Origin of the sequence: Flavobacterium stagni (assembly GCF_004122105.1) — a bacterium.
In the GTDB taxonomy this organism is placed as follows: Bacteria; Bacteroidota; Bacteroidia; order Flavobacteriales; family Flavobacteriaceae; genus Flavobacterium; species Flavobacterium stagni.
Window position 1 is genome coordinate 237,376 of the sequence record NZ_SBKN01000002.1, and the last position, 25,009, is coordinate 262,384.

18 protein-coding genes and 1 other RNA gene are annotated in these 25,009 nt (G+C 40.2%); 12 read left to right on the forward strand and 7 right to left on the reverse strand.

The annotated features are described in order from the left end of the window. Positions 1 to 54 precede the first annotated feature (54 nt). Complete coding sequence (locus tag EQG61_RS05450) at positions 55 to 432, forward strand: hypothetical protein (RefSeq protein WP_129460895.1); 378 nt, start codon at positions 55 to 57, stop codon at positions 430 to 432. 49 nt (positions 433 to 481) lie between these two features. Here the strand turns inward: EQG61_RS05450 and ssrA are convergent. Together ssrA and EQG61_RS05460 are read right to left on the reverse strand one after the other, a co-directional pair. Next, positions 482 to 879, reverse strand: a transfer-messenger RNA (tmRNA) gene (gene ssrA, locus EQG61_RS05455). 57 nt (positions 880 to 936) lie between these two features. Beyond that, the gene (locus tag EQG61_RS05460; protein WP_235829028.1) at positions 937 to 2,127 is read right to left on the reverse strand and encodes a serine hydrolase domain-containing protein; all 1,191 of its coding nucleotides are present in this window, start codon (positions 2,125 to 2,127) and stop codon (positions 937 to 939) included. Between the two features lie 206 nt (positions 2,128 to 2,333). Between EQG61_RS05460 and EQG61_RS05465 the strand changes: the two genes are divergently transcribed. The 11 genes from EQG61_RS05465 to EQG61_RS05515 all read left to right on the forward strand — a co-directional run bounded on the left by EQG61_RS05465 (position 2,334) and on the right by EQG61_RS05515 (position 22,131). Beyond that, positions 2,334 to 3,536, forward strand: a complete 1,203-nt coding sequence (locus EQG61_RS05465; RefSeq protein ID WP_129460896.1) for an NAD(P)-dependent oxidoreductase — start codon at positions 2,334 to 2,336, stop codon at positions 3,534 to 3,536. A gap of 70 nt (positions 3,537 to 3,606) precedes the next feature. Further along, on the forward strand, positions 3,607 to 6,342 hold the full coding sequence (locus tag EQG61_RS05470; protein ID WP_129460897.1) for a helix-turn-helix and ligand-binding sensor domain-containing protein: 2,736 nt from the start codon (positions 3,607 to 3,609) through the stop codon (positions 6,340 to 6,342). A gap of 268 nt (positions 6,343 to 6,610) precedes the next feature. Then, positions 6,611 to 9,595 carry a SusC/RagA family TonB-linked outer membrane protein gene (locus EQG61_RS05475; RefSeq protein WP_129460898.1) on the forward strand — a complete coding sequence of 995 codons (2,985 nt, stop codon included), beginning with the start codon at positions 6,611 to 6,613 and terminating at the stop codon, positions 9,593 to 9,595. Positions 9,596 to 9,602: 7 nt separating this feature from the next. Beyond that, positions 9,603 to 11,057, forward strand: a complete 1,455-nt coding sequence (locus tag EQG61_RS05480) for a RagB/SusD family nutrient uptake outer membrane protein (RefSeq protein WP_129460899.1) — start codon at positions 9,603 to 9,605, stop codon at positions 11,055 to 11,057. A gap of 15 nt (positions 11,058 to 11,072) precedes the next feature. Beyond that, a complete protein-coding gene (locus tag EQG61_RS05485; RefSeq protein WP_129460900.1) occupies positions 11,073 to 11,978 on the forward strand; it encodes a LamG domain-containing protein in 906 nt (301 codons plus the stop codon). Positions 11,979 to 12,046: 68 nt separating this feature from the next. Then, the gene (locus EQG61_RS05490) at positions 12,047 to 13,417 is read left to right on the forward strand and encodes a glucoamylase family protein (RefSeq protein ID WP_235829029.1); all 1,371 of its coding nucleotides are present in this window, start codon (positions 12,047 to 12,049) and stop codon (positions 13,415 to 13,417) included. After that, complete coding sequence (locus EQG61_RS05495) at positions 13,417 to 14,109, forward strand: carboxylesterase family protein (protein WP_129460902.1); 693 nt, start codon at positions 13,417 to 13,419, stop codon at positions 14,107 to 14,109. The genes EQG61_RS05490 and EQG61_RS05495 overlap by 1 nt, the downstream gene beginning before the upstream one ends. Positions 14,110 to 14,137: 28 nt before the next feature. Then, the gene (gene bglX, locus EQG61_RS05500) at positions 14,138 to 16,432 is read left to right on the forward strand and encodes a beta-glucosidase BglX (RefSeq protein WP_129460903.1); all 2,295 of its coding nucleotides are present in this window, start codon (positions 14,138 to 14,140) and stop codon (positions 16,430 to 16,432) included. A 98-nt stretch (positions 16,433 to 16,530) separates the two neighbouring features. Then, positions 16,531 to 18,630, forward strand: a complete 2,100-nt coding sequence (locus tag EQG61_RS05505) for a glycoside hydrolase family 97 protein (RefSeq protein ID WP_129460904.1) — start codon at positions 16,531 to 16,533, stop codon at positions 18,628 to 18,630. Between the two features lie 161 nt (positions 18,631 to 18,791). Beyond that, positions 18,792 to 20,525, forward strand: a complete 1,734-nt coding sequence (locus tag EQG61_RS05510; protein ID WP_394345560.1) for a discoidin domain-containing protein — start codon at positions 18,792 to 18,794, stop codon at positions 20,523 to 20,525. Positions 20,526 to 20,688: 163 nt separating this feature from the next. Beyond that, entirely contained in the window at positions 20,689 to 22,131 is a 1,443-nt protein-coding gene (locus EQG61_RS05515) for an MFS transporter (protein WP_129460905.1), read from the forward strand. 164 nt (positions 22,132 to 22,295) lie between these two features. On the opposite strand, the gene creD is transcribed toward EQG61_RS05515, so the two are convergent. From creD to EQG61_RS05540, 5 genes are read right to left on the reverse strand one after another with little or no spacing between them, the layout of a single operon-like run. After that, positions 22,296 to 23,585, reverse strand: a complete 1,290-nt coding sequence (gene creD / locus EQG61_RS05520; RefSeq protein ID WP_129460906.1) for a cell envelope integrity protein CreD — start codon at positions 23,583 to 23,585, stop codon at positions 22,296 to 22,298. A gap of 17 nt (positions 23,586 to 23,602) precedes the next feature. Continuing rightward, positions 23,603 to 23,902 (reverse strand): hypothetical protein, encoded by a 300-nt coding sequence (locus tag EQG61_RS05525; RefSeq protein WP_129460907.1) that lies wholly within the window; start codon positions 23,900 to 23,902, stop codon positions 23,603 to 23,605. Further along, positions 23,899 to 24,195 (reverse strand): hypothetical protein, encoded by a 297-nt coding sequence (locus EQG61_RS05530; RefSeq protein WP_129460908.1) that lies wholly within the window; start codon positions 24,193 to 24,195, stop codon positions 23,899 to 23,901. Before EQG61_RS05530 ends, EQG61_RS05525 begins: the two co-directional genes overlap by 4 nt. Continuing rightward, positions 24,192 to 24,650 carry a hypothetical protein gene (locus tag EQG61_RS05535; protein WP_129460909.1) on the reverse strand — a complete coding sequence of 153 codons (459 nt, stop codon included), beginning with the start codon at positions 24,648 to 24,650 and terminating at the stop codon, positions 24,192 to 24,194. Before EQG61_RS05535 ends, EQG61_RS05530 begins: the two co-directional genes overlap by 4 nt. A gap of 47 nt (positions 24,651 to 24,697) precedes the next feature. Further along, on the reverse strand, positions 24,698 to 24,994 hold the full coding sequence (locus EQG61_RS05540; protein ID WP_129460910.1) for a winged helix-turn-helix domain-containing protein: 297 nt from the start codon (positions 24,992 to 24,994) through the stop codon (positions 24,698 to 24,700). Positions 24,995 to 25,009 lie beyond the last annotated feature (15 nt).

The following is a 25,009-nucleotide window of genomic DNA, read 5'->3' on the forward strand; positions in this document are numbered from 1 at the left end:
TCCGAAAATTCTAGGATTTCTCCTCTGAATTAAAACTCCAAATGTACTAGATAAATGATGGGTATCATTGAGAATGATTATGTGTTTTTAAATGGGAAATCATTTCCGGTTGCACAAGTGATTGCTATGGAAATTGCGTTAGAAGTTGACTTTAGATATAATGTGCTGTTGTTCTTTTTGGGTGTTTTAGTTGGATATAGTAGTATCTATTTAGTGGATGTTGAAGTGTTATTTTACGGCGCAATCATAATGACTATAGGATTGCTCATGTTTTCTGTACTATACACCCGAATTCGAAAAGTATTGAAAGTGCACATTTTGAATGGCGGCACATTCCATTTTCGAATCAAAGAGCGAGAAGTGGAAAAAGCAAAATTGTTAATCGATAAATTTAGAAAACTCAAGTTGGTAAAGAATACTACGGTGCTTTAGTAGTTGTTTTTGTTGAAAAAAGAAGCCTGCATGAATTTGCAGGCTTTTTTTGTGGAGACGCCGAGAATCGAACTCGGGTCCAAACAAGCAATCGAATAGCTTTCTACACGTTTAGTTCTTGATTGGATTTTCGTCAAAGAGCAAGGCCAAGAACAGCCACTCTTTGCTTAGCTTAATCAGTGTCAGAAAGGATTTAAAGCATTACCTTTCCTAGGTTTACTTTTACGGTTCACCTTGACCAACCGCCATAAACCAAGGCTTTTGAGGTGAATCTAGCTTCTCGTCCTTGACGAGACTAGGCAAATCGTACTAAACTTCGGATTAAGCAGCTAAAGCGTAATTATTTTCGCCGTTTATAAGTGTGTACCTTTGGATTAGCGAGCAAAAAGTACAATGCTCGACGTGCTTACTATTTAATTCCACTCGCTGTCAAAACCAGTCGTCCCCTGGAATTTTCCCTAATAAGGAGGGCAAATGTAGGTAAAATCAATGAAATCAAAAAACTTATTCCCCATTGGAAACCGTGTCACCCAAAGCAAAGGGATAATCCCCAAATAAGGCAGAAAGGTTTTTTAGTTGATAGGTTTTTTTGGTGTATTTATTCGATAAGGCAATGATTACCGTATTTTCATGGCGCAAAGTGATATAACTCGATGTATTTCCGTGCCACCAGCCGTTGTGATAATACAATTTTTTACCGTTTTTCCACTCGCGCAATCGGATACCCAATCCGTAATTTTTCTCGCCCTTAGATTCATAACTGTAACCTTTGTACACTTGATCCAACAAGTCTTTGCTTAGAAAGTCGGGCGAATTTCGGGCCAAATCAAATTTTAATAAATCCCTTGGTGTAGAATAAATATTTTTATCACCGTACACTGCATCCAAAAAGTCAAAACCGTATTTCACGTAATTGTATTTATAAGAAGGAGTCGCTTTATCTTTGGGACTATCTTCATCAAAAACATAGGTATTGGTCATGCCTAGTGGATCAAAAATAATTTCCTTCATGGCATCGCGGTATTTTTTACCGGTCACTTTTTCGATCACCAAGGCCAACATGGCGTAATTGGTGTTGTTGTAACTAAAATGCGTGTCCGTTTTGGTTTCCAACGGGATTTTCTTGGTCATAATGACATTTAATAAATCCTGGTTGGTCAAGGTTTTTTTGCGGCCCCAAATTTTTGCATCATCACAGAAGTAATTGTATTTCTTCATGCCACTGCGGTGATTCAAAAGGGTGCGAACCGTCACTTCAGTGTAAGGAAATCCGGGAAAAAGCGTGGTTAGTTTTTGATCCAATTCCAATTTTTTCGCATCAATCAACTTTAAAATGGCTGATGCTGTCAGTACTTTTGAAACGGAAGCAATGTGAAGCGGTGTATTTTCTGAATTGAGCAGGTTATGTTCTTTGTCGGCATAGCCTTCGTAGCGCTCATAGATGATTTCCCCATTTTTGGCTACTAAAAAACAAATGTTTTCAAAGTTGTTGTTGAAGAACTTTTTAATGTATTTTTCAATTTCATTCTTCTTAGCATTCTTATACGATTCTTCCAATTTAGGTAATGAATCTTGGGGAGGAAGCATGGCGTATTCAGGGCCATTATACTCTTTTTTCTGTCCGCCCGATTTGTGGCAACCCACAAACATGAGTGCGGTAATGAGCGTTATATAGAAGTAATTATTTCGGGTCATGGGTTAGTCGTAAAAAAACAAATATAGAAAGTCAGTTCCCTATTTTTTTACCCAAAAAATTGAAAAAATAACAAAATTATTAACAGCGTATCCCAAGCATCTGACCCTGAGGTGACAACCGTGTGGTGAATTTCGACCAAAAGTTTTGAAATCGTTTTCGTTACCCGTACTTTTGGACGCATTTTAAAATAAAAGCAAGAATTATCATGATTTTTGGAGTAGTCAAAGAACGAAAAAATCCGCCCGATCGCCGTGTGGTTTTTACCCCCGAAGAATTAGTGCGTTTACAAAACGAACATCCTGAAGCCAAAGTAAAAGTGGAATCTTCCGACATTCGTGTGTTTCCAGATGAAGCGTATGCCAATTTGGGTATTGATGTCGTAACCGATATGCAGGATTGCGATGTGTTATTTGGGGTAAAAGAAATTCCGGTAGATGCTTTGATTCCCAATAAAAAGTATTTTTTCTTTTCCCATACCATAAAAAAACAACCCTACAATCGTAAGTTGTTGCAAGCGATTTTAGCCAAAAACATCGAATTGTACGATCACGAAACCATCGTGGATGCCAACAACAGACGCTTGATTGGTTTTGGTCGTTATGCCGGATTAGTTGGGGCTTACAATGGGTTCCGCGGATTTGGAATTAAATACGAATTGTTCAATTTACCGAAGGCAGAAACCTTACATTCGAAAGAAGATTTAATTGCCCGATTAAAGCGTCAGACGTTACCTAATATTAAGGTTGTATTGACGGGTCATGGTAAAGTAGGGATGGGAGCCAAGGAAATTTTGGATGGCATGAAAATGAAACAAGTTTCCCTTGAAGATTACCTCACCAAAACCTACACCCAACCGGTTTATACCCAAATCGATGTTTTGGATTATAATAAACGTATTGATGGACAAGTAAAAGATAATAAAGATTTTTACACTCATCCTGAAGCTTATACTTCCGATTTTGAACGGTTTACCAAAGTAAGTGATGTGTTTATTGCCGGACATTTTCACGGTAATGGCGCTCCGGATATTTTAACACAAGACATGTTAAAAGCTCCCGATTGTAAAATAAAAGTTGTCGCTGACATCTCCTGTGATGTGGATGGCCCGGTAGCGTGTACCGTTCGCGCAACCACCATTGCAGAACCTTTCATGGGGTATTTACCCAACGAACACAAAGAAGTACCTTATACCCATCCCGGTTCTATAATGGTGATGTCTGTGGATAATTTACCCTGTGAATTGCCCAAAGACGCTAGTGAAGGATTTGGAGAAATGTTTATGGAACATGTCATTCCAGCCTTTTTTAACGGCGATAAAGACGGCATCTTACAACGGGCGAAGATGACCGAGGGTGGAAAACTCACCCCGCGATTTGCGTATCTTCAAGATTATGTTGATGAAAAATAAAAGGAATCCCGGCCGCGTGTCGGGATTTTTTTTGTCAAAATAGTTATATTTAGACACACAAATAAGTATCATGAAACTACGTTTTTTCCTACTGGGATTCCTTTTTATTGTTGCCCCGACTTTTGGGCAACAGGTTTTACCTTTTGTGGAAAATTTTAATAAATCCGATTATCAAGGTGATAATCAGGTATGGAATGTAACGCAAGGAGAAGATCATGCGTTGTATTTTGCCAATAACCACAATTTAGTACGGTACAATGGTGTGCAATGGGATAAATTTCAATTGCCGAATAAAACAATTATCCGATCGGTTTATGCAGATGGGAAGCGAATTTATTCAGGGTCGTATAACGAATTTGGGTATTGGGAAAGAAAGCAAGGAAAAATGCACTACCATTCGTTGTCAGCTCGTAAAAAATTATTCTTAGGAAATTCAGTGAATGAAGAGATTTGGAAAATATTCAAGTTCAAAGAAGTAATTTACTTTCAATCGTTCAATCAATTGTATGCTTTAAATGGAATTAGTGTACGTAAAATTGATTTGCCAGGTCAAATTTCTTATTGTTTTCCCATCGATTCTAGAATGTATATTGCTACGGTGAATAATGGCGTCTACTCGTTTGATGGAGTTACTATGCAACCGCAAAAACAATGGTCCATTTTAGAAAATAAAATTATTCACGGAATAGAACGATTGAATAATCAATTGTATTTTTTTACCCGAAATCATGGTGTTTTTGTAGCTAATAATTCGTCTATTACACCTTGGAATCATGCATTAAATCTACAATTACAATCGGAATTAATCAACTCTGCTAAAATGATTGACTCGCATCGATTGGCTATCGGTACAGCATTCAAAGGGGTATATATTGTTGATCTACAAAACCAAACGTTTACCAATATCAACCGAAATAATGCCTTAAAGAACAATTCGATTTTATCCATTTGTTTGGATAATGAAAAAGACCTTTGGTTGGGTATGGATAATGGAATTGCGCACATAGAGATCAACTCGCCATTTCTTACCTACAATGACACTAGTGGTGTTTTGGGAACCGTATATGCCATTGCACCTTTTGAAAACGGCTATTTATTAGGGTCTAATCATGGATTGTTTCGGTATCAAAATAACGTATTACAATTAGTGAAAGGCTCTCAAGGGCAAGTTTGGCAAATTGATAAAATAGGGGCCAATTATGTTATTGGTCATAACGATGGGACGTTTACTTATTCAGCTGGAAATTTTGCCAAATTGAGTCCGGTCACGGGTGGATGGAAATTGTATAAAAGTCCGTTTGGGGATGGATATTACCAAGCCAACTATTCAGGGATTGCTCTATATGATTCGCATTTACAGTACCAAGGAAAACTCGATAAAATTCAAAAACCGATTCGAAACGTAATTCAAATAAGTCCTGATGAATTGTATGCGGTAGATAATTACAAAAGTCTTTATAAGATTTTATTAGAGCAGGGAAAAGTAAGCCAAGTGATCAATATCACGGCATTGAATAAGATAAAAAACGATTTTAATGTCCGGTTGTTTGAATTCAAAGGTTCACCCTTTTTTTACTTAAATAATCAATGGTATACGATAAATCAAGTAACCAATAAATTGGAATCCAACGCTTTATTTAATTCTAATTTTAAGGCGATAACCTCGTGCACATCCATTGATGATGATCATTTTTTGATTGGGAAAAATGGATTGTTGTTTGTCATCACATTTGAAAATAATCAATTCAAATGGCAATTGATTCCGAAGAAATATTACCAAGGAAAAAATAGTGCAGAAGATACTCAGGTAGTGAAGCAAGGGAATAAATTAATCATCAATTTAGATGACGGATTTTTTATTTATGATTATTTGGCCCATCGAAAACCCATCCAACAATATCCCATTGAAGGATATTATAACCATTCTTTAATTGATGATGCAACAACCATTCAATTTAATCAAACGGTTGATATAAACATTTTAACACCTTATTTTGGGTTTAATCGTGAAGATCTGTTTTATAAATTAAATGAGGAAGGGGAGTATAAGTCAGCCGACGGAGGCCATATCACTTTAAATAATTTGCATTCCGGAACACAGGAAATCCGAATTTATAAGCGACAAGGAGCCAACTTCCAGCAAGTGGGGTATTATTCGTTTCAAGTGGCCAAACCTTGGTATTTTTCAGTTTGGATGATTTTGGTCTATTTGATTTTAATTTCGGGTGGATTGTTCTTGTACTACCGATGGAACAAAGTGCGCTATATTGAAAAACTTCGTTTGAAAGAGGAAGAAATGCGCCACCAACAAGTCGTTTACCAATTGGAATTGGATGCAGACAATAAGTTAAAGATTCAAGAATACGAAAAGAGTATTTTGGAAATTCAAGTACAGAAAAAAGCATCGGAAGTAGCTGGAAAGTCGCTTTCCATTGCCAAACAATCTGAAATGATTGATTCAATTCTAAAGCTTTTGGAGAAAGAAAATGATTTGGATTCCTTAAAAAGTAACATCAAAAAAGTAATCAAGTTAAATTCCATCAATAAAAAAGAATGGGAAACTTTTGAGAATAACCTATACAAGAGCCATGAAGATTTTGTAAAACGATTAACGGCTCATTGTGACAAACTTACTTCCAAAGACATCAAATTGTGTATTTACCTTAAAATGAGTTTATCTTCTAAAGAAATAGCTCCTTTGATGAATATTTCTTTTCGTGGAGTAGAATTACATCGGTACCGACTACGGAAAAAATTGAACTTAGCGTCAGATACAAGTTTGTCTAGTTTTATAAATACGTTATAATTGGATTGAAAAAATGAGGGGTTAGTAAATTAATCCCTATTTTTTTATCAATTAGTCACTTCAATTTACTGCATCACAACTACATCATTTGGGTTTTTATATGAGAGGTATTTTATTTTTAATTAACATTTTAAATAATTGAAAATAAATAAATTAAAATTTATTTATCAAAAAATGATGTAGTAATGTAGTGTGCTTTATCAACACAACTATAACGTTGTAATACCTAAATTCGTTGTCAATTAACCTTAAAACAACAAAATAGAGTATGAAAAAATTAGTATTGCTTTTGTTGCTTATTTTTCCAGTGTTTATTCATGCACAAAACATTTCTGGAAAAGTAGTAGACAAAAATGGTGCTCCTCTAGTAGGAGTCAATGTGAAAGCAATCAATTCCAAGCTTTCCACCATCACCGATCAAGATGGTAGTTTCAAACTAAATCTTAAAGAAGTGGACGACTTACAGTTTTCCATGATTGGATTTGAAACGGTAATTCTTAAATCAAATGCCACATTAAACCCAGTAGTGTTAGCCGATGCAACCACGAAATTAGACGATGTGGTAATAATTGGGTACGGTACCCGTAAAAAAATTGACAATACTTCAGCAGTACTTTCATTAAAAGCAGAAGAGGTAACCCGTACCAAAGTTTTGAATGCTGTACAAGGTATTCAAGGAAAGGCTGCAGGGGTTCAAGTAATTGCTTCTGATGCACCGGGTTCACAACCTTCAGTTATTATTCGCGGTATGGGGACCGTGTTAGGAGGAAGAAATCCTTTGTATATTGTGGATGGGATGCCAACTAATGGAATAGGAAATATCAATTCCAATGATATTGTTTCCTTTGAGGTGCTTAAAGATGCTTCTGCCTTGGCGGTTTATGGTAACCGTGCGGCAAATGGGGTAATTATCATTACGACCAAAAAAGGGAAAGGAAAATTAAACGTTGAATTGGATTCTTTTGTAGGGTTCAGAACACCGCAAAGTGTGGTGAAAATGGCAGGAAGTAACAAGTATGCTTTCTATAGTAATATGGCTTTAGGCTCTACCACATTTTCGCAAGATCAACCCGTGAATACCGATTGGTTTAAAGCGATTACGCGTACAGGAAATTATACCCAAAACAACATTGCCGTTTCTGGTGGGAATGAAGAAGCTAAATATTTTTTCAGTTTAGGTCGTTACAACGAACAAGCGATTTTGAATGGGATGGATTTTAGCCGAATTACTTTCCGTACGAATAACGAATTCAAAATTTCAAAACGTATTACGCTTGCCCAAAACTTGAGTATTGCTACAAACAATAACCAACCCAAACCGTATTCGGTATTTACTACAGCCTATAAACAATCACCCATTGTACCTGTTTATTTTCCTTCAGGACAGTATGGTGTTTCTTTTGTTGGAACCAACGGATTTGCTTCAACCACGGGAAGTTCGTTCAACAATGTAGGGAATCCGGTTGCACAATTGAATTTCTTTGACGAACAACAACGCGGAATGACATTACAAGGCGGATTAAAATTGGATATTGAATTGGCCAAAGGATTGAAATTTTCATCTGTGTACAATACTGAATACAATACCTTCCGTAAATACAATTACTCGGATGATTTGAGTATTTGGTTAGCCGCAGATCCAACGCGAGTAGCTTCTGCTTACCCTTCAGGTAATTATACCAATACGTTAAACCGTGAAAATTCTCGAAATTACAGTTGGAACCTTTCCAATTACTTTACTTTCAACAAAGTTTTTGCTCAAAAACACGATGTAGAATTGGTAGCGGGTATGGAAGCATCAAGTACAGGAAGCGGTTTTGTCACTACTACTACTTTGAGAAATGTTAGTCCAAATTCCAATTACTGGTCTACTGCTGGTAATGAATTATTACAAAATGTAACCAGTTATCAAGAGATCCAATACAACGAGAGACGATTGAATTCCTATTTCGGTCGTTTGCAATACAAATACAACAACCGTTATTTGTTATCGGCTACTGTACGTCGTGACGGTTCATCCCAATTCGCTAAAGATTATCAATGGGGAACTTTTCCTTCAGTAGGTTTGGGATGGATTGCTACCAACGAAGACTTTATGAAAAACATCAAAGGATTGGATTTCTTAAAAGTTCGCGCAAGCTGGGGGAAAATAGGAAACCAAAACGTTCCATTAAATAGACAAAGTTTTGCAACGGGTAATGATTACAATTACTACATGACTCAATATTTAACAGGGATTACCATCAATTCTCAAATTGACCCTAAATTAACATGGGAGACTACACGTGAAACTTCGGGAGGATTTGACTTTGAAACTTTAAGTCACCATTTGAAAGGAACAGTTGATTTTTACAATAAAACAACAGAGAATGCAATTTTAGATATTCGTCCGCTCATTACTTCAGGTGCAAGTAATACTTCACCGGGTGCAGTGGGTGCAGTTTCTAATAAAGGGTTTGAATTGTCTTTGCGCTGGGATGGAAAAGTAAATGATAAATTGACCTATTTTGTTTCGGGGAATTTTAACCAAAATAAGAATAGGTTAGAAAGTTTGAATAGTTCAAGCATATCTTCCTTAATAGGTGGAGGATTAGGAAATGGACAGTACACTAAAGTTATTGACGGAACTTCAGTAGGTAAAGCTTTAGGTAGCTTCTTCTTATTTGATTATGCAGGTTTAGATGCCAATGGTCAAATGTTATATTACAAAGCCGATGGTTCAAAAGTAACCCAAGATGCTTTGGTAAATGCAGATCGCAAATATTTTGGTTCTGTATTGCCAAATGCTACTTATGGATTGTCGTTTGGTATGAACTATAAAAACTTTGACGTAACTGTGGATACTTATGGAACATTAGGTTCAAAAGTGTATAACGGTAAAAAAGCACAACGATTTTCAGGAGAAAATATAGAAGATTCAATTGCTTCTGATTTTTGGACTGCTCAAAATACAGGCGCTTCCAATCCCGCAGCGTTTAATCAAGTTCCAGTAGCTTCTACATACTACTTAGAGTCCGGTAATTTCTTCCGTGTAAACAATATTACTGTAGGGTATAAGTTGCCAGAATTTACAAAATACATTTCGTATGCTCGTGTGTATTTCAATGCCATCAACCCATTCATCATGAAAAAATTCTCTGGATTTAGCCCTGAGTTATTAGGTAATGGAAATCCAACAGACACTATGGGAGTGGAATTGGATGCTTATCCAACCTTAAGTTCTTTTGTGTTTGGTGTTAACCTTAAATTTTAATTAAACTATGAAAAAGTTATATATCCCATTAGTTGTTTTGTCAGGTCTATTGTATGTAGGCTGTTCAAAAGACTTTTTAGATGTTGATCAAACCGAGAGTATTTCTACTTCCGATTTGGCCTTATACAATAATGATGAAGGAGCAAAATCCTTTGTCACTTCAATTTATGCGAAATTCTTAGATTGGAACATGTCTTCTTTCTCTTGGAATGGAATGACAAGTATTGCCTCTGATGATGCCGATAAAGGGTCATCTCCAGGGGATACAGGTACTGATAAAGACTTGATGGATGCTCTAACCTACAATGCCTCAAGTTTATCGGTTGAAGAAGTGTTTTCTGCACAATATCAAGGGATCAACCGATGCAATCAGGCCTTGTATTATATTCCACAATTAAACAATGCCGATGCCGATTTACGTGCCCGATTAGTTGGTGAAGCCAAATATTTACGTGCATTCATGTACTTTAATTTGGTGCGCATGTACGGTGGCGTGCCTATCGTTGATCATGTTCCAAGTCCATCCTCTGACGCGGATCGTGCAATGCAGTTAACACGTCGTTCCAAAGCGGAAGTATACGCATTTATAGAACAAGATTTAAATGACGCTATTGCTGTTTTACCGGCAAAAAGTGCCTATGGTTCTACCGAGAAAGCAAGAGCTTCTGTCGGTGCAGCGCATGCTTTATTAGCAAAAGTATCGTTATACCAACAAAAATGGCAACAAGCTATCGATCATTGCGATGCGGTTACAGGTTATAGTTTAGCACCTACATACGCTTCACAATACCGTTTATCCGGTGAATTTGACACCGAATCTATTTTTGAAATTTCAGGGGTAGGTTCTGCTCCAGGAAAAGGGATTCAAGGTTATTCCGCTTCTCAAGGTGCCCGTGGTGCTGGAGGTTGGGGCTGGGGCTTCAATACACCTTCGCAAAGTTTAGTGAATGCTTATGAGTCGGGTGACGCTCGTAAAGATGCGACCATCATTTTCGCAGGAACCACCTTGTATGACGGACGATTTGTTCCTACAACTGTTGAAAATCCACGCTACAATTATAAAGCGTATTCTTCTAGTTTTACCGATGGATGGGAAACCGACGTGAATATTAAATACTTGCGTTATGCTGAAGTGCTTTTGATTAAAGCTGAAGCGATGAACGAATTAGGTCAAACTTCAGGCGCGATAAGTTTGGTGAATACCATTCGTAACCGTGCAGGTTTAGGTAATACACCCGCACTTTCTCAAGGTGATGTTCGAACAGCTATTTGGAAAGAACGTCGTCTCGAATTGGCTTTTGAACACGATCGTTTCTTTGATTTAGTGCGTACAGGTCAAGCACAAGCGGCTTTTGCACTTGACGGAAAAACGTTCGTAGTGGGTAAACATGAATTGTTCCCAATTCCTCAAAAATTTATTAACGAATCAGCCGGATTATCTTCACAAAATCCTGGTTATTAATCCCTTTATAGTATCATGAAAAATAGAAATGTACTTGCGCTTTTTTGTGCTACCCTGTTCACAACAGTAGCCTTAGTGAGCTGTAATAAAGAGAGTATTGATGAAGATAATGCTCCAATTCCGTATGCTCCCATTGGAGGATATGCCAGTTCCGATGAAATTTCACCCAGTAATTTATTGGTGAAATGTAGTTTTGAAGACAATATCACCGATTCTAAAAATGGAATTAGCGGTGGTAACGGTACCGATGTTACCTATCAAACGGGCGTAAAAGGGAAAGCCTATCAAGGATCTTCCTCTGCTTTTATCGCCTATGATAATGTGTCTAATGATGTGAAGAATTTAACGAGTATAACGGTATCGGGTTGGATTAAAACAAATCCCCATACCGGTGGTGCCCAATGTTTGTTTATGTTACCCAAAACAACAGATTTCTGGGGGAACATTTTTACATTGATCGAAGGAACAGGTCCGAACACGACCATGCTCGTGAAAAATCATATTCAAAAAGATGTTACACCTTCCATCCCATGGAGTGGGCAATGGATTGTGCACGATGGTTCCAATGTATTGAACAACATGTTTGGTGTATGGAAACACATGGTTTGGTCTTACAACGCTACAACATCTACTTACAGTATGTATATCGATGGACAAAAGTTGACATTACCTGAGTCTATGTCGAAACGCTACACCAATGATCCCGCATCCGGTGGTGTGCCTTATGGCAACTTAGCCAGTTCAGATGTGTCAAAATTCGTTATCGGTGGCTACCAACAACATTTAGGTTCGCCTTGGAGTGCTCCTGATGGTTGGATGCTTCACTATACGGGTCTATTGGATGAATTCCGTATTTACAATACTGCTTTAGCCGACAATGATGTACGTGCTTTGTATTTGTTAGAAAAAGATAACAGGTAATATTTTGTTTTTTTAGTAACCACCTTTTATTTCAAAGGGTGGTTACTTTTTTGATTATGAAAAAAAATATGCTAAAAGCAATCGTATTGGCACTGATGGTTTGGGCCTGTTCTTCTTCTTCAGATAGCAGTTCGTCAGGTACGCCATTAAACACTACTCCTGAGAATCCCGTGGTTTATACGGATACCGAACTCTTGGATAAAGTGCAACAAGATGCCCTAAAATATTTTTGGGAATATGCCGAAACCAATTCAAAATTGGCGCGGGAACGTTACCATACCGACAATCCATCCTTTGAATCCAATATTGTCACTACAGGTGGCTCTGGATTTGGATTGATGACGATTGTTGCAGGTGTCAATCGCGGATTTATCAATCGTACTGAAGCCGTAAACCGACTGACTACTGCCCTGAATTTTCTCGAAAATGCCGATCGCTTTCATGGTGCTTGGTCGCATTGGATCGATGGAAATACAGGTCATGTCATTCCGTTTGGAACGGTCGATAATGGCGGCGATTTGGTCGAAACGTCCTTCCTATGTCAAGGATTAATTTGTATTCGCGAATATTTTAAAAATGGGAATGCCACTGAACAAGCCCTCGCTCAAAAAGCAGATAACCTTTGGAAAGGGGTAGAATGGGATTGGTATACCAAAGGTGAAAATGCACTTTACTGGCATTGGTCACCCAATTACGGTTGGCAAATGAATATGAAAATCGAAGGTTATAACGAGTGTTTAATTACCTATGTAATGGCCGCCGCTTCACCAACGCATCCTATTTCGCCTGCAGTGTACCAACAAGGTTGGGCGCGAAATGGCGCAATTGTAAATTCAGGAGTCCAATTTGGCTTACCTGTCGTGCTTAATTATAATGGGGCTACAGGGAATGTCGGACCCCAATTCTGGTGTCAATATTCCTATTTAGGATTGGATCCACGCGGTTTGTCGGATCAATATGCCAATTATTGGACACTCACTCAAAATCATAGTAAAATAATCAATCAATACTGTATTGCCAATCCACACGGCTATACCGGATATTCGGATAAATGCTGGGGATTAACCGCTAGTTATACCCGAAATACCGATGGATCCACGGGCTATACAGCACACCAACCCAATAATGATACGGGCGTTATTACTCCTACTGCTGCACTATCCTCAATGCCCTACACACCCAACGAGTCGATGAAGTTTTTACGGTATTTATACAATGAAAAAAAATCGAGTTATGTAGGGGTGGCCGGACCCTATGATGCATTTTCACCACAATACAACTGGGTTACGCCACGGTATTTGGCTATCGACCAAGGCACTATTGCACCCATGGTTGAAAATTACCGTACGGGATTATTGTGGAATTTATTCATGCAAGCACCCGAAGTAAAAACAGGATTACAAAACCTCGGATTTTCATCAACCCAACACGGATTCTAATGAAAAAAATAAGTGTATTACTTTTAGTAGTTATCGGTTTCACCAGTTTTGCTCAAGAAACTAAAGCGTTATTTGAAGAAAAAATAACCAAAAAAGTAACCATGGGCTATGTCCTACAGTTGCCTGAAAATACGAAAGAAAAATATCCACTCATCGTTTTTTTACACGGTTCGGGTGAACGGGGAACTGACCTAGAACTAGTCAAAGCGCACAGTCCGTTTACGTATCAAAATCTGATCAAAGAACCCTTTGCCATCCTGGCGCCTCAATGTCCCGAAGGCATTTGGTGGGATACGGAAGTGGTTTACGAACTCATCAAAAAAACAATCGCTAAAAACAATATCGATCCCAGTCGCGTGTACTTAACCGGACTCAGCATGGGCGGGTGGGGGACCTGGAAATTGGCTCTTGAGCATCCCGAACTCTTTGCTGCAGTGGCTCCCGTTTGTGCGCCCGTTGATCGTATGATGCTTTTTACCGCTGAAAAATTAAAATCAAAACCCATTCGGATTTTTCATGGCGCACTCGATGATGTAGTCACTCCTGATAATTCGATTGAGATGTTTCAAAAATTAAAAGGAATTGGAGCCAATGTCGAATTGACCATTTTCTCCAACGATAATCACAACAGTTGGGATTCTACTTATTCAAATCCTGAATTTTATACCTGGTTATTCCAGCAACACCAATAAATCGGCTTCGGCTACCATAGAAACTACAATGAAACTAAGAACTACAGTACTTACTTTTTCTCTTATTGCCCTCACCGGATTTGCGCAAAAGAAAAAGACAACCACACAAACACCCAAAGAAAAATTTGTCAACGAATTGTTGGCAAAAATGACCTTGGACGAAAAAATAGGACAACTCAATTTACCGGGTTCAGATGACTTTGTGACCGGTCAAGCCAAAAACACCAATGTAGCGCAAAAAATCCGCGATGGAAAAGTCGGCGGATTATTCAATATAAAATCGCTCCAAAAAATTAAAGACGTTCAAAAAATAGCCGTTGAAAATTCACGTTTGAAAATTCCACTACTTTTCGGAATGGACGTCATTCACGGCTACGAAACCACATTCCCGATTCCCTTAGCGATGTCCTGTAGTTGGGATATGAATTTAATCGAACGCAGTGCCCGCATTGCCGCTATTGAAGCCAGTGCCGACGGTATCTGCTGGACCTTTTCTCCCATGGTTGATATTTGCCGTGATCCACGTTGGGGCCGCATTGCCGAGGGCGTAGGGGAAGATCCGTATTTAGGAAGTTTGATTTCCAAAGCCATGGTTAAAGGCTATCAAGGCAAAGATTTAACGGCAGATAATACAATCATGGCCTGTGTAAAGCACTTTGCCTTATACGGAGCACCCGAAGCCGGCCGCGATTACAATACCGTGGACATGAGTCGGATTCGCATGTACAACGATTATTTTCCTCCCTACAAAGCCGCTGTTGACGCCGGGGTTGGTTCGGTAATGGCTTCTTTCAATGAAATCGATGGGGTGCCCGCAACAGGAAACCGTTGGTTGATGACTGATGTATTGCGCAAACAATGGAAATTCAACGGATTTGTAGTTACCGATTATACGGGAATCAATGAAATGACCGACCACGGCATGGGCGACCTACAAGAATGTTCGAAGCTCGCACTAAAAGCCGGAATCGATATGGATATGGTCGGTGAAGGATTTTTAACCACATTGAAAAAATCATTAGCCGAAGGCAAAATTACTACCGCCGATATCGATGCTGCCGCCAAACGAATTTTAGAAGCCAAATACGATTTAGGTCTTTTTCAAGATCCTTATAAATACCTAAACGAAACCCGTCAAAAAACTGAAATTTATACAACAGCACATCGTGTAGAAGCCCGAAATCTCGCGGCTCAATCCATGGTGCTGTTAAAAAATGACAACCAAGTTTTACCGCTAAAAAAGTCAGGAACCATTGCTTTAATCGGACCCTTAGCCAACAATGCGGAAAACATGGCAGGAACTTGGAGTGTGGCTACCGTGCAAAAGAACTCAATTCCCGTTTTAAAAGGATTCGAAGATGCTGTGGGTTCTTCAGCTAAAATTGTGTATGCCAAAGGTTCCAATCTCGATGACGACCCTGTATTTGAAGATAATGCTACCATGTTCAGTAAATCGCTAAACCGCGATAGCCGCACTAAACAAGAAATGTTGGATGAAGCCCTAACCGTTGCCAAACAATCCGATGTTATCGTTTTAGCATTAGGGGAATCAGCTGAAATGAGCGGGGAATGCAGTAGTCGGACCAACTTGGAAATCCCTCAAGCCCAAAAAGATCTTTTAAAAGAGATGTTGCAATTAGGAAAGCCTGTTGTGCTTCTTTTGTTCAATGGACGTCCCATGGTCATTACGGAGGAAAGTGCAAAAGTTCCTGCCATCCTCGACGTTTGGTTTGGCGGTTCTGAAGCCGGACATGCCATCGCCGATGTCGTTTTTGGCGCTGTAAACCCTTCCGGAAAATTATCCACTACTTTTCCAAGAAGTGTCGGACAAATTCCGATCTTCTATGCTCATAAAAACACCGGCCGCCCACTGCACAATACGGAAGGGAAATTTGAAAAGTTCCGTTCCAACTATTTGGACGAGCGCAACGAACCCTTATACCCTTTTGGTTACGGTCTTAGTTATACCACGTTTACCTACGGTAAAGCCACCCTTTCTGCTCCAAAAATGAATGCTAAAGGAAAAATCACGGTTTCGGTTCCTGTAACCAATACGGGTAATTACGACGGAAAAGAAGTCGTGCAATTGTACATCCGCGATGTGGTAGGTTCGGTAACCCGCCCCGTTCGTGAGTTGAAAGGATTTCAAAAAATTGAATTGAAAAAAGGGGAAACGCAAACCGTCACGTTTGAAATCACCGAAAACGATTTGAAGTTTTATAACAATGCCTTAGAATTTAAGGCCGAACCCGGAAAATTTGAGGTCTACGTCGGAACGAATTCCGATACCCAAAACAAAGTTGAATTTGAGTTAATTAGATAATACCTTTCATGTTTTAAACAGAAACCCTTTAGTTGGAGTTTGGCTAAAGGGTTTTTTCTCCAAAAAGGATAACGTATCTTTAGCCAAAATTTAGTCGAATGAAAAATCTAATAACTACAGCTTTGCTCGTACTAGTAACTCTAGTTCAAGCACAAACCACAACTTCACCCAGCAAAGAAATTCAAGTGAATTTCCAACTTACCGCTCAAGGGCAACCTTCGTATACGGTGAAATACAAAAACCAAGACGTAATCTTAACTTCTACTTTGGGCATCGAATTGAAAGATATTCCCGCTTTAGAAAAAGGGTTTAGTATGATCAATTCCTCTGAAAAAGCCATGGATGAACCCTGGACACCTGTAATGGGCGAGTACGCGGTGATTCAAAATAAGTACAACCAACTCACCCTGAATCTTCAACAAAAAGAAACGGGTCGATTACTCAATATTATCTTCAAAGTATACGATGAAGGCGTGGCTTTTCGCTATGAATTTCCCAAACAACCCAATCTGAATTATTTCATCATCAAAGAAGAAAATACCCAATTCAATTTGGCAGGCAATCACAAAACCTTTTGGATTCCTGGCGACTACGATAGCCAAGAATATGTGTACAATGAAACACAATTCTCGGATATTGATGTGTCCAAATTGGATATGAATAACGGGATCGGACTCAAAACGATTCGCGATAATCACCGCATCCAGTCGCCCCTCATGATGAAATCAGCCAATGGATTGTACCTTAATATTTTTGAAGCGGCAGTGGTGAATTATCCGGTAATGCACCTGAATTCAGTACCCGCAAAATATCAATTGACTTCCCACTTAGTGCCCAATGCCATTGGGGATAAAGCGTATCTACAAACGCCAGCTGTTTCACCTTGGCGTACGATTTTTGTCAGCGACGATGCGCGTAAAATCGTAGCCTCAAAAATGATTTTCAACTTAAACGAACCTTGTAAAATCAAAGACGTTTCCTATATCAAACCCATGAAATATGTAGGTGTTTGGTGGGAAATGCACGTGGGTAAATCCACCTGGGACTTCGCCGGTTCGCAAAATGCACAAAACGCCGCCGACGGTTCACTTAAACCTTCAGGAAAACACGGCGCTACCACCGAAAACGTAAAACGCTACATCGACTTTGCTGCCAAACACGGCTTTGACGGTGTTTTGGTCGAAGGTTGGAACGTGGGCTGGGAAGACTGGTTCGGGAACTGGAAAGAAGACGTTTTCGATTTCGTGACTCCCTATCCTGACTTTAATCTAAAAGCAGTAAACGATTATGCCAAATCCAAAGGCGTGAAAATGATCATGCACCACGAAACCTCTGGTTCGGTAGCCAATTACGAACGCCACCTCGATCGTGCCTTTAATTTAATGAAAGAATACGGCTATCCTGCTGTGAAGTCGGGCTATGTGGGCCGAATCATTCCTCGTGGTGAATTCCATGACGGACAAACCATGGTAAACCACTTTAATTTTGTGGCACGCCGTGCAGCCGACTTTAATTTGATGGTTAACTCGCACGAGAGTTCGCGCCCTACAGGGTACAGTCGCACTTATCCCAACTATATCGCAGCCGAAGCCGCTCGTGGCAACGAATTCAACGGTTGGAGCAACGGAAATCCGCCCGCTCACGAAACCATTTTGCCGTTTACCCGCTTGTTGGGTGGCCCAATGGACTATACGCCAGGGATTTTCGAAATTAAAATGAGCTACTACGACAAAACCAAAACGGAACAAGTACATACCACATTAACCAAACAATTGGCGTTGTATGTAACTTTATATTCGCCGTTGCAAATGGCAGCCGACTTACCCGAAAACTACGAGCGTTACCTCGATGCATTCCAATTCATCAAAGATGTGGCGGTAGACTGGCAAGATTCCAAGTATTTGGAGGCTGAACCGGGCGATTATTTGACCGTAGCGCGCAAAGAGAAAAACGGTGAGCGTTGGTTCCTAGGCGCTATTACTGATGAAAATGCACGTTCGAGCGAAGTCAAATTGGACTTCTTAACGCCTGGCAAAAAATACAAAGCCATCATCTACCAAGATGGAAAAGGCGCCGATTGGAAAGACAATCCCAAAGCTTACGAAATCAAAACCATGACGGTAACGTCCAAGTCCAAATTAAAATTAAACCTTGCCAAAGGCGGCGGAACTGCAGTTAGTTTCGAGCCGATTCAATAAGTTTTTTTATGAGCTATTTCCTGCTATCCACTGCAAGCCGCGTTTGTTCCGGCCCTTTGAACACCACCGCCCGTGAGCTCCTCAAGTCGCTACGGCCAATGGGTCAAAGTACGGCCGTCACCGCACGCGGGCTTTCCGTTGCTATCAGGGCTATGGGGTTTGTGCTTCTAATTCTAGTAAGTGTAAACCTTCACGCTCAAAATACCACCTATTGCAATCCCATCAACGTCGATTACGGGTATTGTCCCATTCCGAATTTTGTCCAACAAGGCAAACACCGCGCTACTGCCGATCCCGTTGTAGTTACGTTTAAAGGCAAGTATTTCTTGTTTTCCACCAACCAATGGGGCTATTGGTGGAGCGACGACATGAGCGATTGGCATTTTATTTCCCGTAAATTCTTGAAACCCGATGCCAATGTGTATGACGAACTTTGTGCTCCGGCCGTGTTTGTCATGAAAGACGAAATGTATGTCATTGGGTCAACACACGGTCCCAATTTTGCCCTTTGGAAAAGTAAGAACCCCACCCAAGACGAATGGGAAATTGCGGTAGAAAACTTTAAAGTAGGCGCGTGGGATCCCGGTTTTCTCTATGATGAAGAAAAAGACAAATTGTTTTTATACTGGGGTTCGAGCAACGAATTTCCCTTACTCGGCACCGAAATCAATTTAAAAACCATGCAGTCCGATGGACATGTTAAGCCGTTACTGTCATTACATCCCGAAGACCACGGTTGGGAACGCTTTGGAGAATACAACGATAATACCTTTTTGCAACCCTTTATGGAAGGGGCGTGGGTGACCAAGTACAACGGAAAATATTATTTACAATACGGCGCTCCCGCAACCGAGTTTTCGGGCTACGCCGATGGAGTTTTTGTGAGTGACCAACCCTTGGACGGCTTTGCCTATCAAGCCCACAATCCATTTTCGTATAAACCGGGCGGATTTGCAAGAGGGGCCGGACATGGCGCTACTTTTAAAGACAATTACAACCATTGGTGGCATACATCAACAATTGCCATCGGTGTAAAAAATAATTTTGAACGCCGCACCGGAATCTGGCCTGCGGGTTTTGACAAAGACGATGTGTTGTATTGCAACACCGCCTACGGCGACTATCCCACAAAGTTACCCAACAAAGCGGGGGAGCATTTAACCAACATGTTCGCGGGTTGGATGTTGTTGAATTACAACAAACCCGTACAAGTTTCATCGACTTTAGGGAGTTACCAACCCAATTTTGCCGTGGATGAAGACATAAAAACCTATTGGTCCGCTGAAACTGGAAATAAAGGCGAGTGGTTGCAAACCGATTTAGGCGCTGTTTCTACTGTGCACGCTATCCAAATCAATTACGCCGACCAAGATGTTGAATTGATGGGAAAAGTCAACGGCATTTACCACCAATACAAACTCTGGGGTTCATTGGACGGCAAAAAATGGTTTATCATTACGGATAAAAGTAAAAATACAAAGGACGTTCCCCACGATTATATCGAATTGAAAACTCCTGTAAAAGCGCGATTTGTGAAACTTGAAAATAGCCACATGCCTACGGGTAAATTTGCCTTGAGTGGCTTGCGGGTATTTGGAAAAGGAAACGGAGATGCCCCTACAACTGTAGAAAATTTCATGGTATTGCGTGCCGATCCCAAGAAATTTGGCGAGCGTCGCAGTTCGTGGATCCGATGGAAGCAACACCAAAATGCCGACGGCTATGTAATTTACTTTGGGAAAGACCCCAATAAATTGTACGGCAGTATCATGGTCTATGGAAAAAGCGACTATTTTTTCACGGGCATGGACCGCACAGATGTGTACTACTTCCAAATCGAAGCCTTCAACGCCAACGGAATCAGTCCGCGCACACCCGTAATCAAAGTCGATTAATTGCATTATTGTTATCAACAACCGCAAACGTTGTAATTTTTTTGAAAAATTCTCAAAAATTGAGTTATGAAATCGATTTCGTTGATAACTATAACGTTGTAATGCGTCCAAAAATGAGAGAAACTGTATCTTTAGAATCGATTAACCTTAAACCAAACTAACTATGAGTACAGCGCAAACAAAAACCAATTGGGGCCAATTCATCCCATTGGCGAGTGTGTTCTTCTTTTGGGGATTTGTCGCGGCAAGTAACGACATATTAATTCCTGTTTTCAAAAAAGCCTTTACCTTGGAACAATGGCAAAGTCAGCTCGTTTCTGTAGCCTTTTACATTGCCTATACCGTTGGTTCCATTTTGTATATCCTATTATCAAAAGCCACGGGAGGCGATATTATCAACCGCATTGGCTATAAAAATTCCCTAGCCTTAGGTTTAGGAATTTCAGCCCTAGGTACTTTGTTGTTTTATCCTGCAGCGAATAACGGCGGTTCCTTTCCGTTGATGTTATCTGCATTATTTATTGTAGCACTGGGTTTTTCATTGCAACAAACCGTAGCCAATCCGTTAGCTATCGCTTTGGGTCCGATAAACACCGGATCGCAACGATTAACCATGGCGGGAGGAATCAATAATTTAGGGACAACCATCGGACCCTTAATCGTGAGTTTTGCGATTTTTGGTGCTGCTTCTTCTGAAAGTACTGAAATGAGTATTGAAAGTGTGAAAATCCCGTATTTGGTTTTGGGAGTGGCCTTTTTAGCCGTAGCTATTTTACTAAAAATGTCTTCTTTACCCGATAAGCCTGCAGCCGTTGTAGAAGATGAAGTCACTGCGGGAACAGTTGTGCGTCAATCGGCGTTGAACTACCCTCAATTGGTGTTGGGAATGATCGGAATTTTTGTTTATGTAGGTGTCGAAGTTTCTACAGCAAGTAATTTACCGGCATATATGGAAAAAGATTTGGGTTTTGCGACCAAAGATATCGCACCGTTCATTTCTTTATATTGGGCGAGTTTGATGATTGGTCGTTGGACTGGGGCGGTTGAAGCCTTTACGGAAGATATGAACTTGCGTCAAATTTTACGTTTTATCGCACCGTATTTAGCTTTCGGAGTTTTCTTGGGTGTGAATAAATTTATGAATCACGATTTAACGCCGTTCTATGTTTATGCGGCTGTGATTTTTGTACTCATCTTAGCAGATATCGCGAGTAAAGGGAATCCGGCGCGAATGTTATTGATTTTCTCATTCTTGGGAATTGCAGCTCTCGGACTCGGGATGGCGACCAAAGGAATGGTTTCGGTCTATGCATTTACCTCAGTTGGTTTATTCTGTAGTACGTTGTGGCCTTGTATTTTTACTTTAGCCATTAGCGGTTTAGGAAAGCATACTTCACAAGGTAGTAGTTATTTAATCATGATGATTATGGGGGGCGGACTCGTAAGTTTGCTACAAGGTTACTTAGCCGATGTTACCAGTATTCATGCCAGTTACATAGTAGGCGTTGCTTGTTTTGCCTACTTGGCTTTCTATGCGTGGAAAGTGAGTGGTATTTTAAAATCGCAAGGTATTAGTTTTGACCAAAAAGTAAGTGGCGGTCATTAATTAACATCTATCTCAATAAAAACAAAACTCCGAAGCACTTACACTTCGGAGTTTTTTTTGAAATTGGCACCCGACACTTAGCCCTGATGGGAGCAAGCTACCCCGCCGGACGCAGGGAGGCGTGTAGCGCGGACAGCAGGAAGGCAGGTGATAAGGACACCCAACTATCTGCTCCAATCAATCTTACGCGAGAAATACATCACCGCGGCTAGGATGGCGAATAACCCGATGCTGCCCACCAGCAATGCGTAATCTTCAAGCTGAATGATTACAAAAAGGAACGCGTAAATTAGGGATAACGCACCACCGATGAGCATCGGGAATTTTCGGTTTTTGAGGATGGAAAGGGAATACGTGGTGATCATGGCGACGATGGCTGTTCCGGCAATCGCATAGGCGACGGTGAAACTGCTGTGTTCGGTAATCGAAATTAGTAAGGTGTAAAAGAGCACCAACGCAATTCCGATCATGGTATACTGAAAAATATGGATGTTGATTTTGCTAATGCTTTGGATCAAAAAGAACACTAAAAAGGTGAGTCCGATGACCAAGAAACCATATTTTGACGCTCGTTCGTTTTGTTGGTATTCATCAACAGGCGTGATTAAATCGACTTGGTAGGCATATTTACTGAGGTCGGGCAACGCCCCAAAATGCTGTTGGTTAAACGGACGGTTGAAATGCAAGATGTTCCATTGAGCGGAAAAGCCATTTTTGTCGATTTGCTGCGTTCCAGGGAGAAAGTTTCCGGTAAAGCTGGGCGAATTCCAATCGCCAGTCATTGTGGCTTTTGTGGTTTTGCCTACAGGCACAAAACGAATGGCGTGGCTCCCGTTGTAACTCAAATGCATTTTGAAACGCTGACCTGACAAGGCCGTGATGGGGAAACGGGCACTTTCTAAAGTGGCTATGGTATCGCTAGGTTTGTCACTAGTAACGGGTTCGAACGTCAAATTTTGCCCGTTCACGTGGATTTTAACTTCGCTATTGATGCTACTCAAGTTGGTGGTGCGTAAGACGACTTGGGTTTCGTTCCAACGAATATTTTCGGCCGGAATGGAGAGTCCGTTGAAATTTGGATTTGAAAATTGGCCGTCAAAAGTAATACCCGCGGTAAACACATTGGCTTTGTAGATACTGCGTTTGAGTTCGCGCGCCATTTTCACATCGGTTGTTGTATTCAATTGGTCTGGGAAAAAATAGGCCGTCTCAAGGCTTTTGGTGGCATTGTCGTAGTAGGGAACTTTCAGTACGGGGCCGTAACAAAAGACTTCGCCACCCCATTTGGCGGTGGTTTCATCGACGACTTCTTTTTGGCGCTGACTGCGTTCGGTGATTAAATTTTGGACAAAAACTAACGGGATGAGTAGAATGAGGGTGAGAAATCCCACCATCATGATTTTGGCGGTGTTGGACTGCATGAATGTTTGCATTTCTTGATCTTGATGTTCCATAATTGTAAGTGTTATAATTAATTAAAAAGAATCTTGAGGTACACGATTGTGATGGGAATGTTGGCCAGCACAATCAATATTTTGACGAGGTAATAGTCGCGATGGTTGTGTTGGATGCACAAGTGATAAACGAGATTGGCGAGTACAATCAAGTTGACGAATGTGGCCGTTAGTACAAATAGAAATCCTCCAACGAGAAGATTTAAATTGGGTTTTATTATTTCTATAACTAGTAATACGGTCCCGATTCCAAACGAAGCGAGGGCGATACGCGTGGAGGTAATTCCGGTAGCGCTTTGGTATTGTTGACGGGTCATAAAAGTATTTTTTGATGATACAAATAGATGAAGAGGTACAGCAAAGCGATGGGGAAATTCACCCAAAGAATGAGTCCCTCTCGTACAATGGTTTTGCGTTGCATTGGATGCTTTAAAAAGGAGAAAAACAAAAGAAGGAGGCAAATACCGTGAATCAATCCACAGATAAGCGTGTATAGAATACATATTGGAATAAAGATGTCTTCTCCTGTGATTAGGGCACCATAGAAAAGGAGCGTACCAACCGTGAAGGTGACTAAAGCGATACGTTGGTAGGTGGATAATTTTTTCATGGTTTGATATTTAACGTTTGTTGTAAATGCGCGATGGGTTGGGGAAGGAGTTGCAGAAAATCCAGATCATAAAACCGGTGCGCCCGTTTTCCTTTGCAATAGGTTTGGTAAAAGGTTTTCAATTTAAATGGATAAAAAACCAAACCTGTACCGATGACAAGAAAGAGAAACGGACTCCGTTTTCCATTTCCTAACAGGTAAAATTGCATGTTGATTTCATCCAAAACGGTGATTCCGGTGTGGGTCAAGACATGAAACACATCGTGTTCTTCCAAGGTGGCTTGGATGTCAAAATTATGTTGGCATAAAAAGCATCCCAGGTGAAATCCGAGGCTATCTTCGGGCAAACGCAAATAATCTTGTAGGGTCACGGGCCACGCTTCTTTTTTCTTAAATACCCATTGGTAAGGTATTTTCACCGTGCGGTACATCCATTCTATAAATAAATCTTTCATAATATAAAGTACTTTGAAATTCAAAGTAATTAGATAAAAAAATAGGTTTATGATTTTTGAATCAATTTTTCGAGCGCGTCAATATGGTTTTTGAAAGCGGTTTTTCCCGCAGTTGTCGCCAAATAGCGGGTGTTGGGTTTTTTTCCAATGAATTGTTTTTCCACTTGGATGTAAGCCTCCGATTCAAGCGCTTTGATGTGTGAGGCCAAATTCCCGTCCGTTACTCCCAACAATTCTTTCAGCGTATTAAAATCCACGCTGTCATTGACCATCAACACCGACATGATTCCAAGTCGGATGCGATGATCAAAAGCTTTGTTGATATTTTCTAATAGTGATTTCACAAGAGTGGGTTAAAA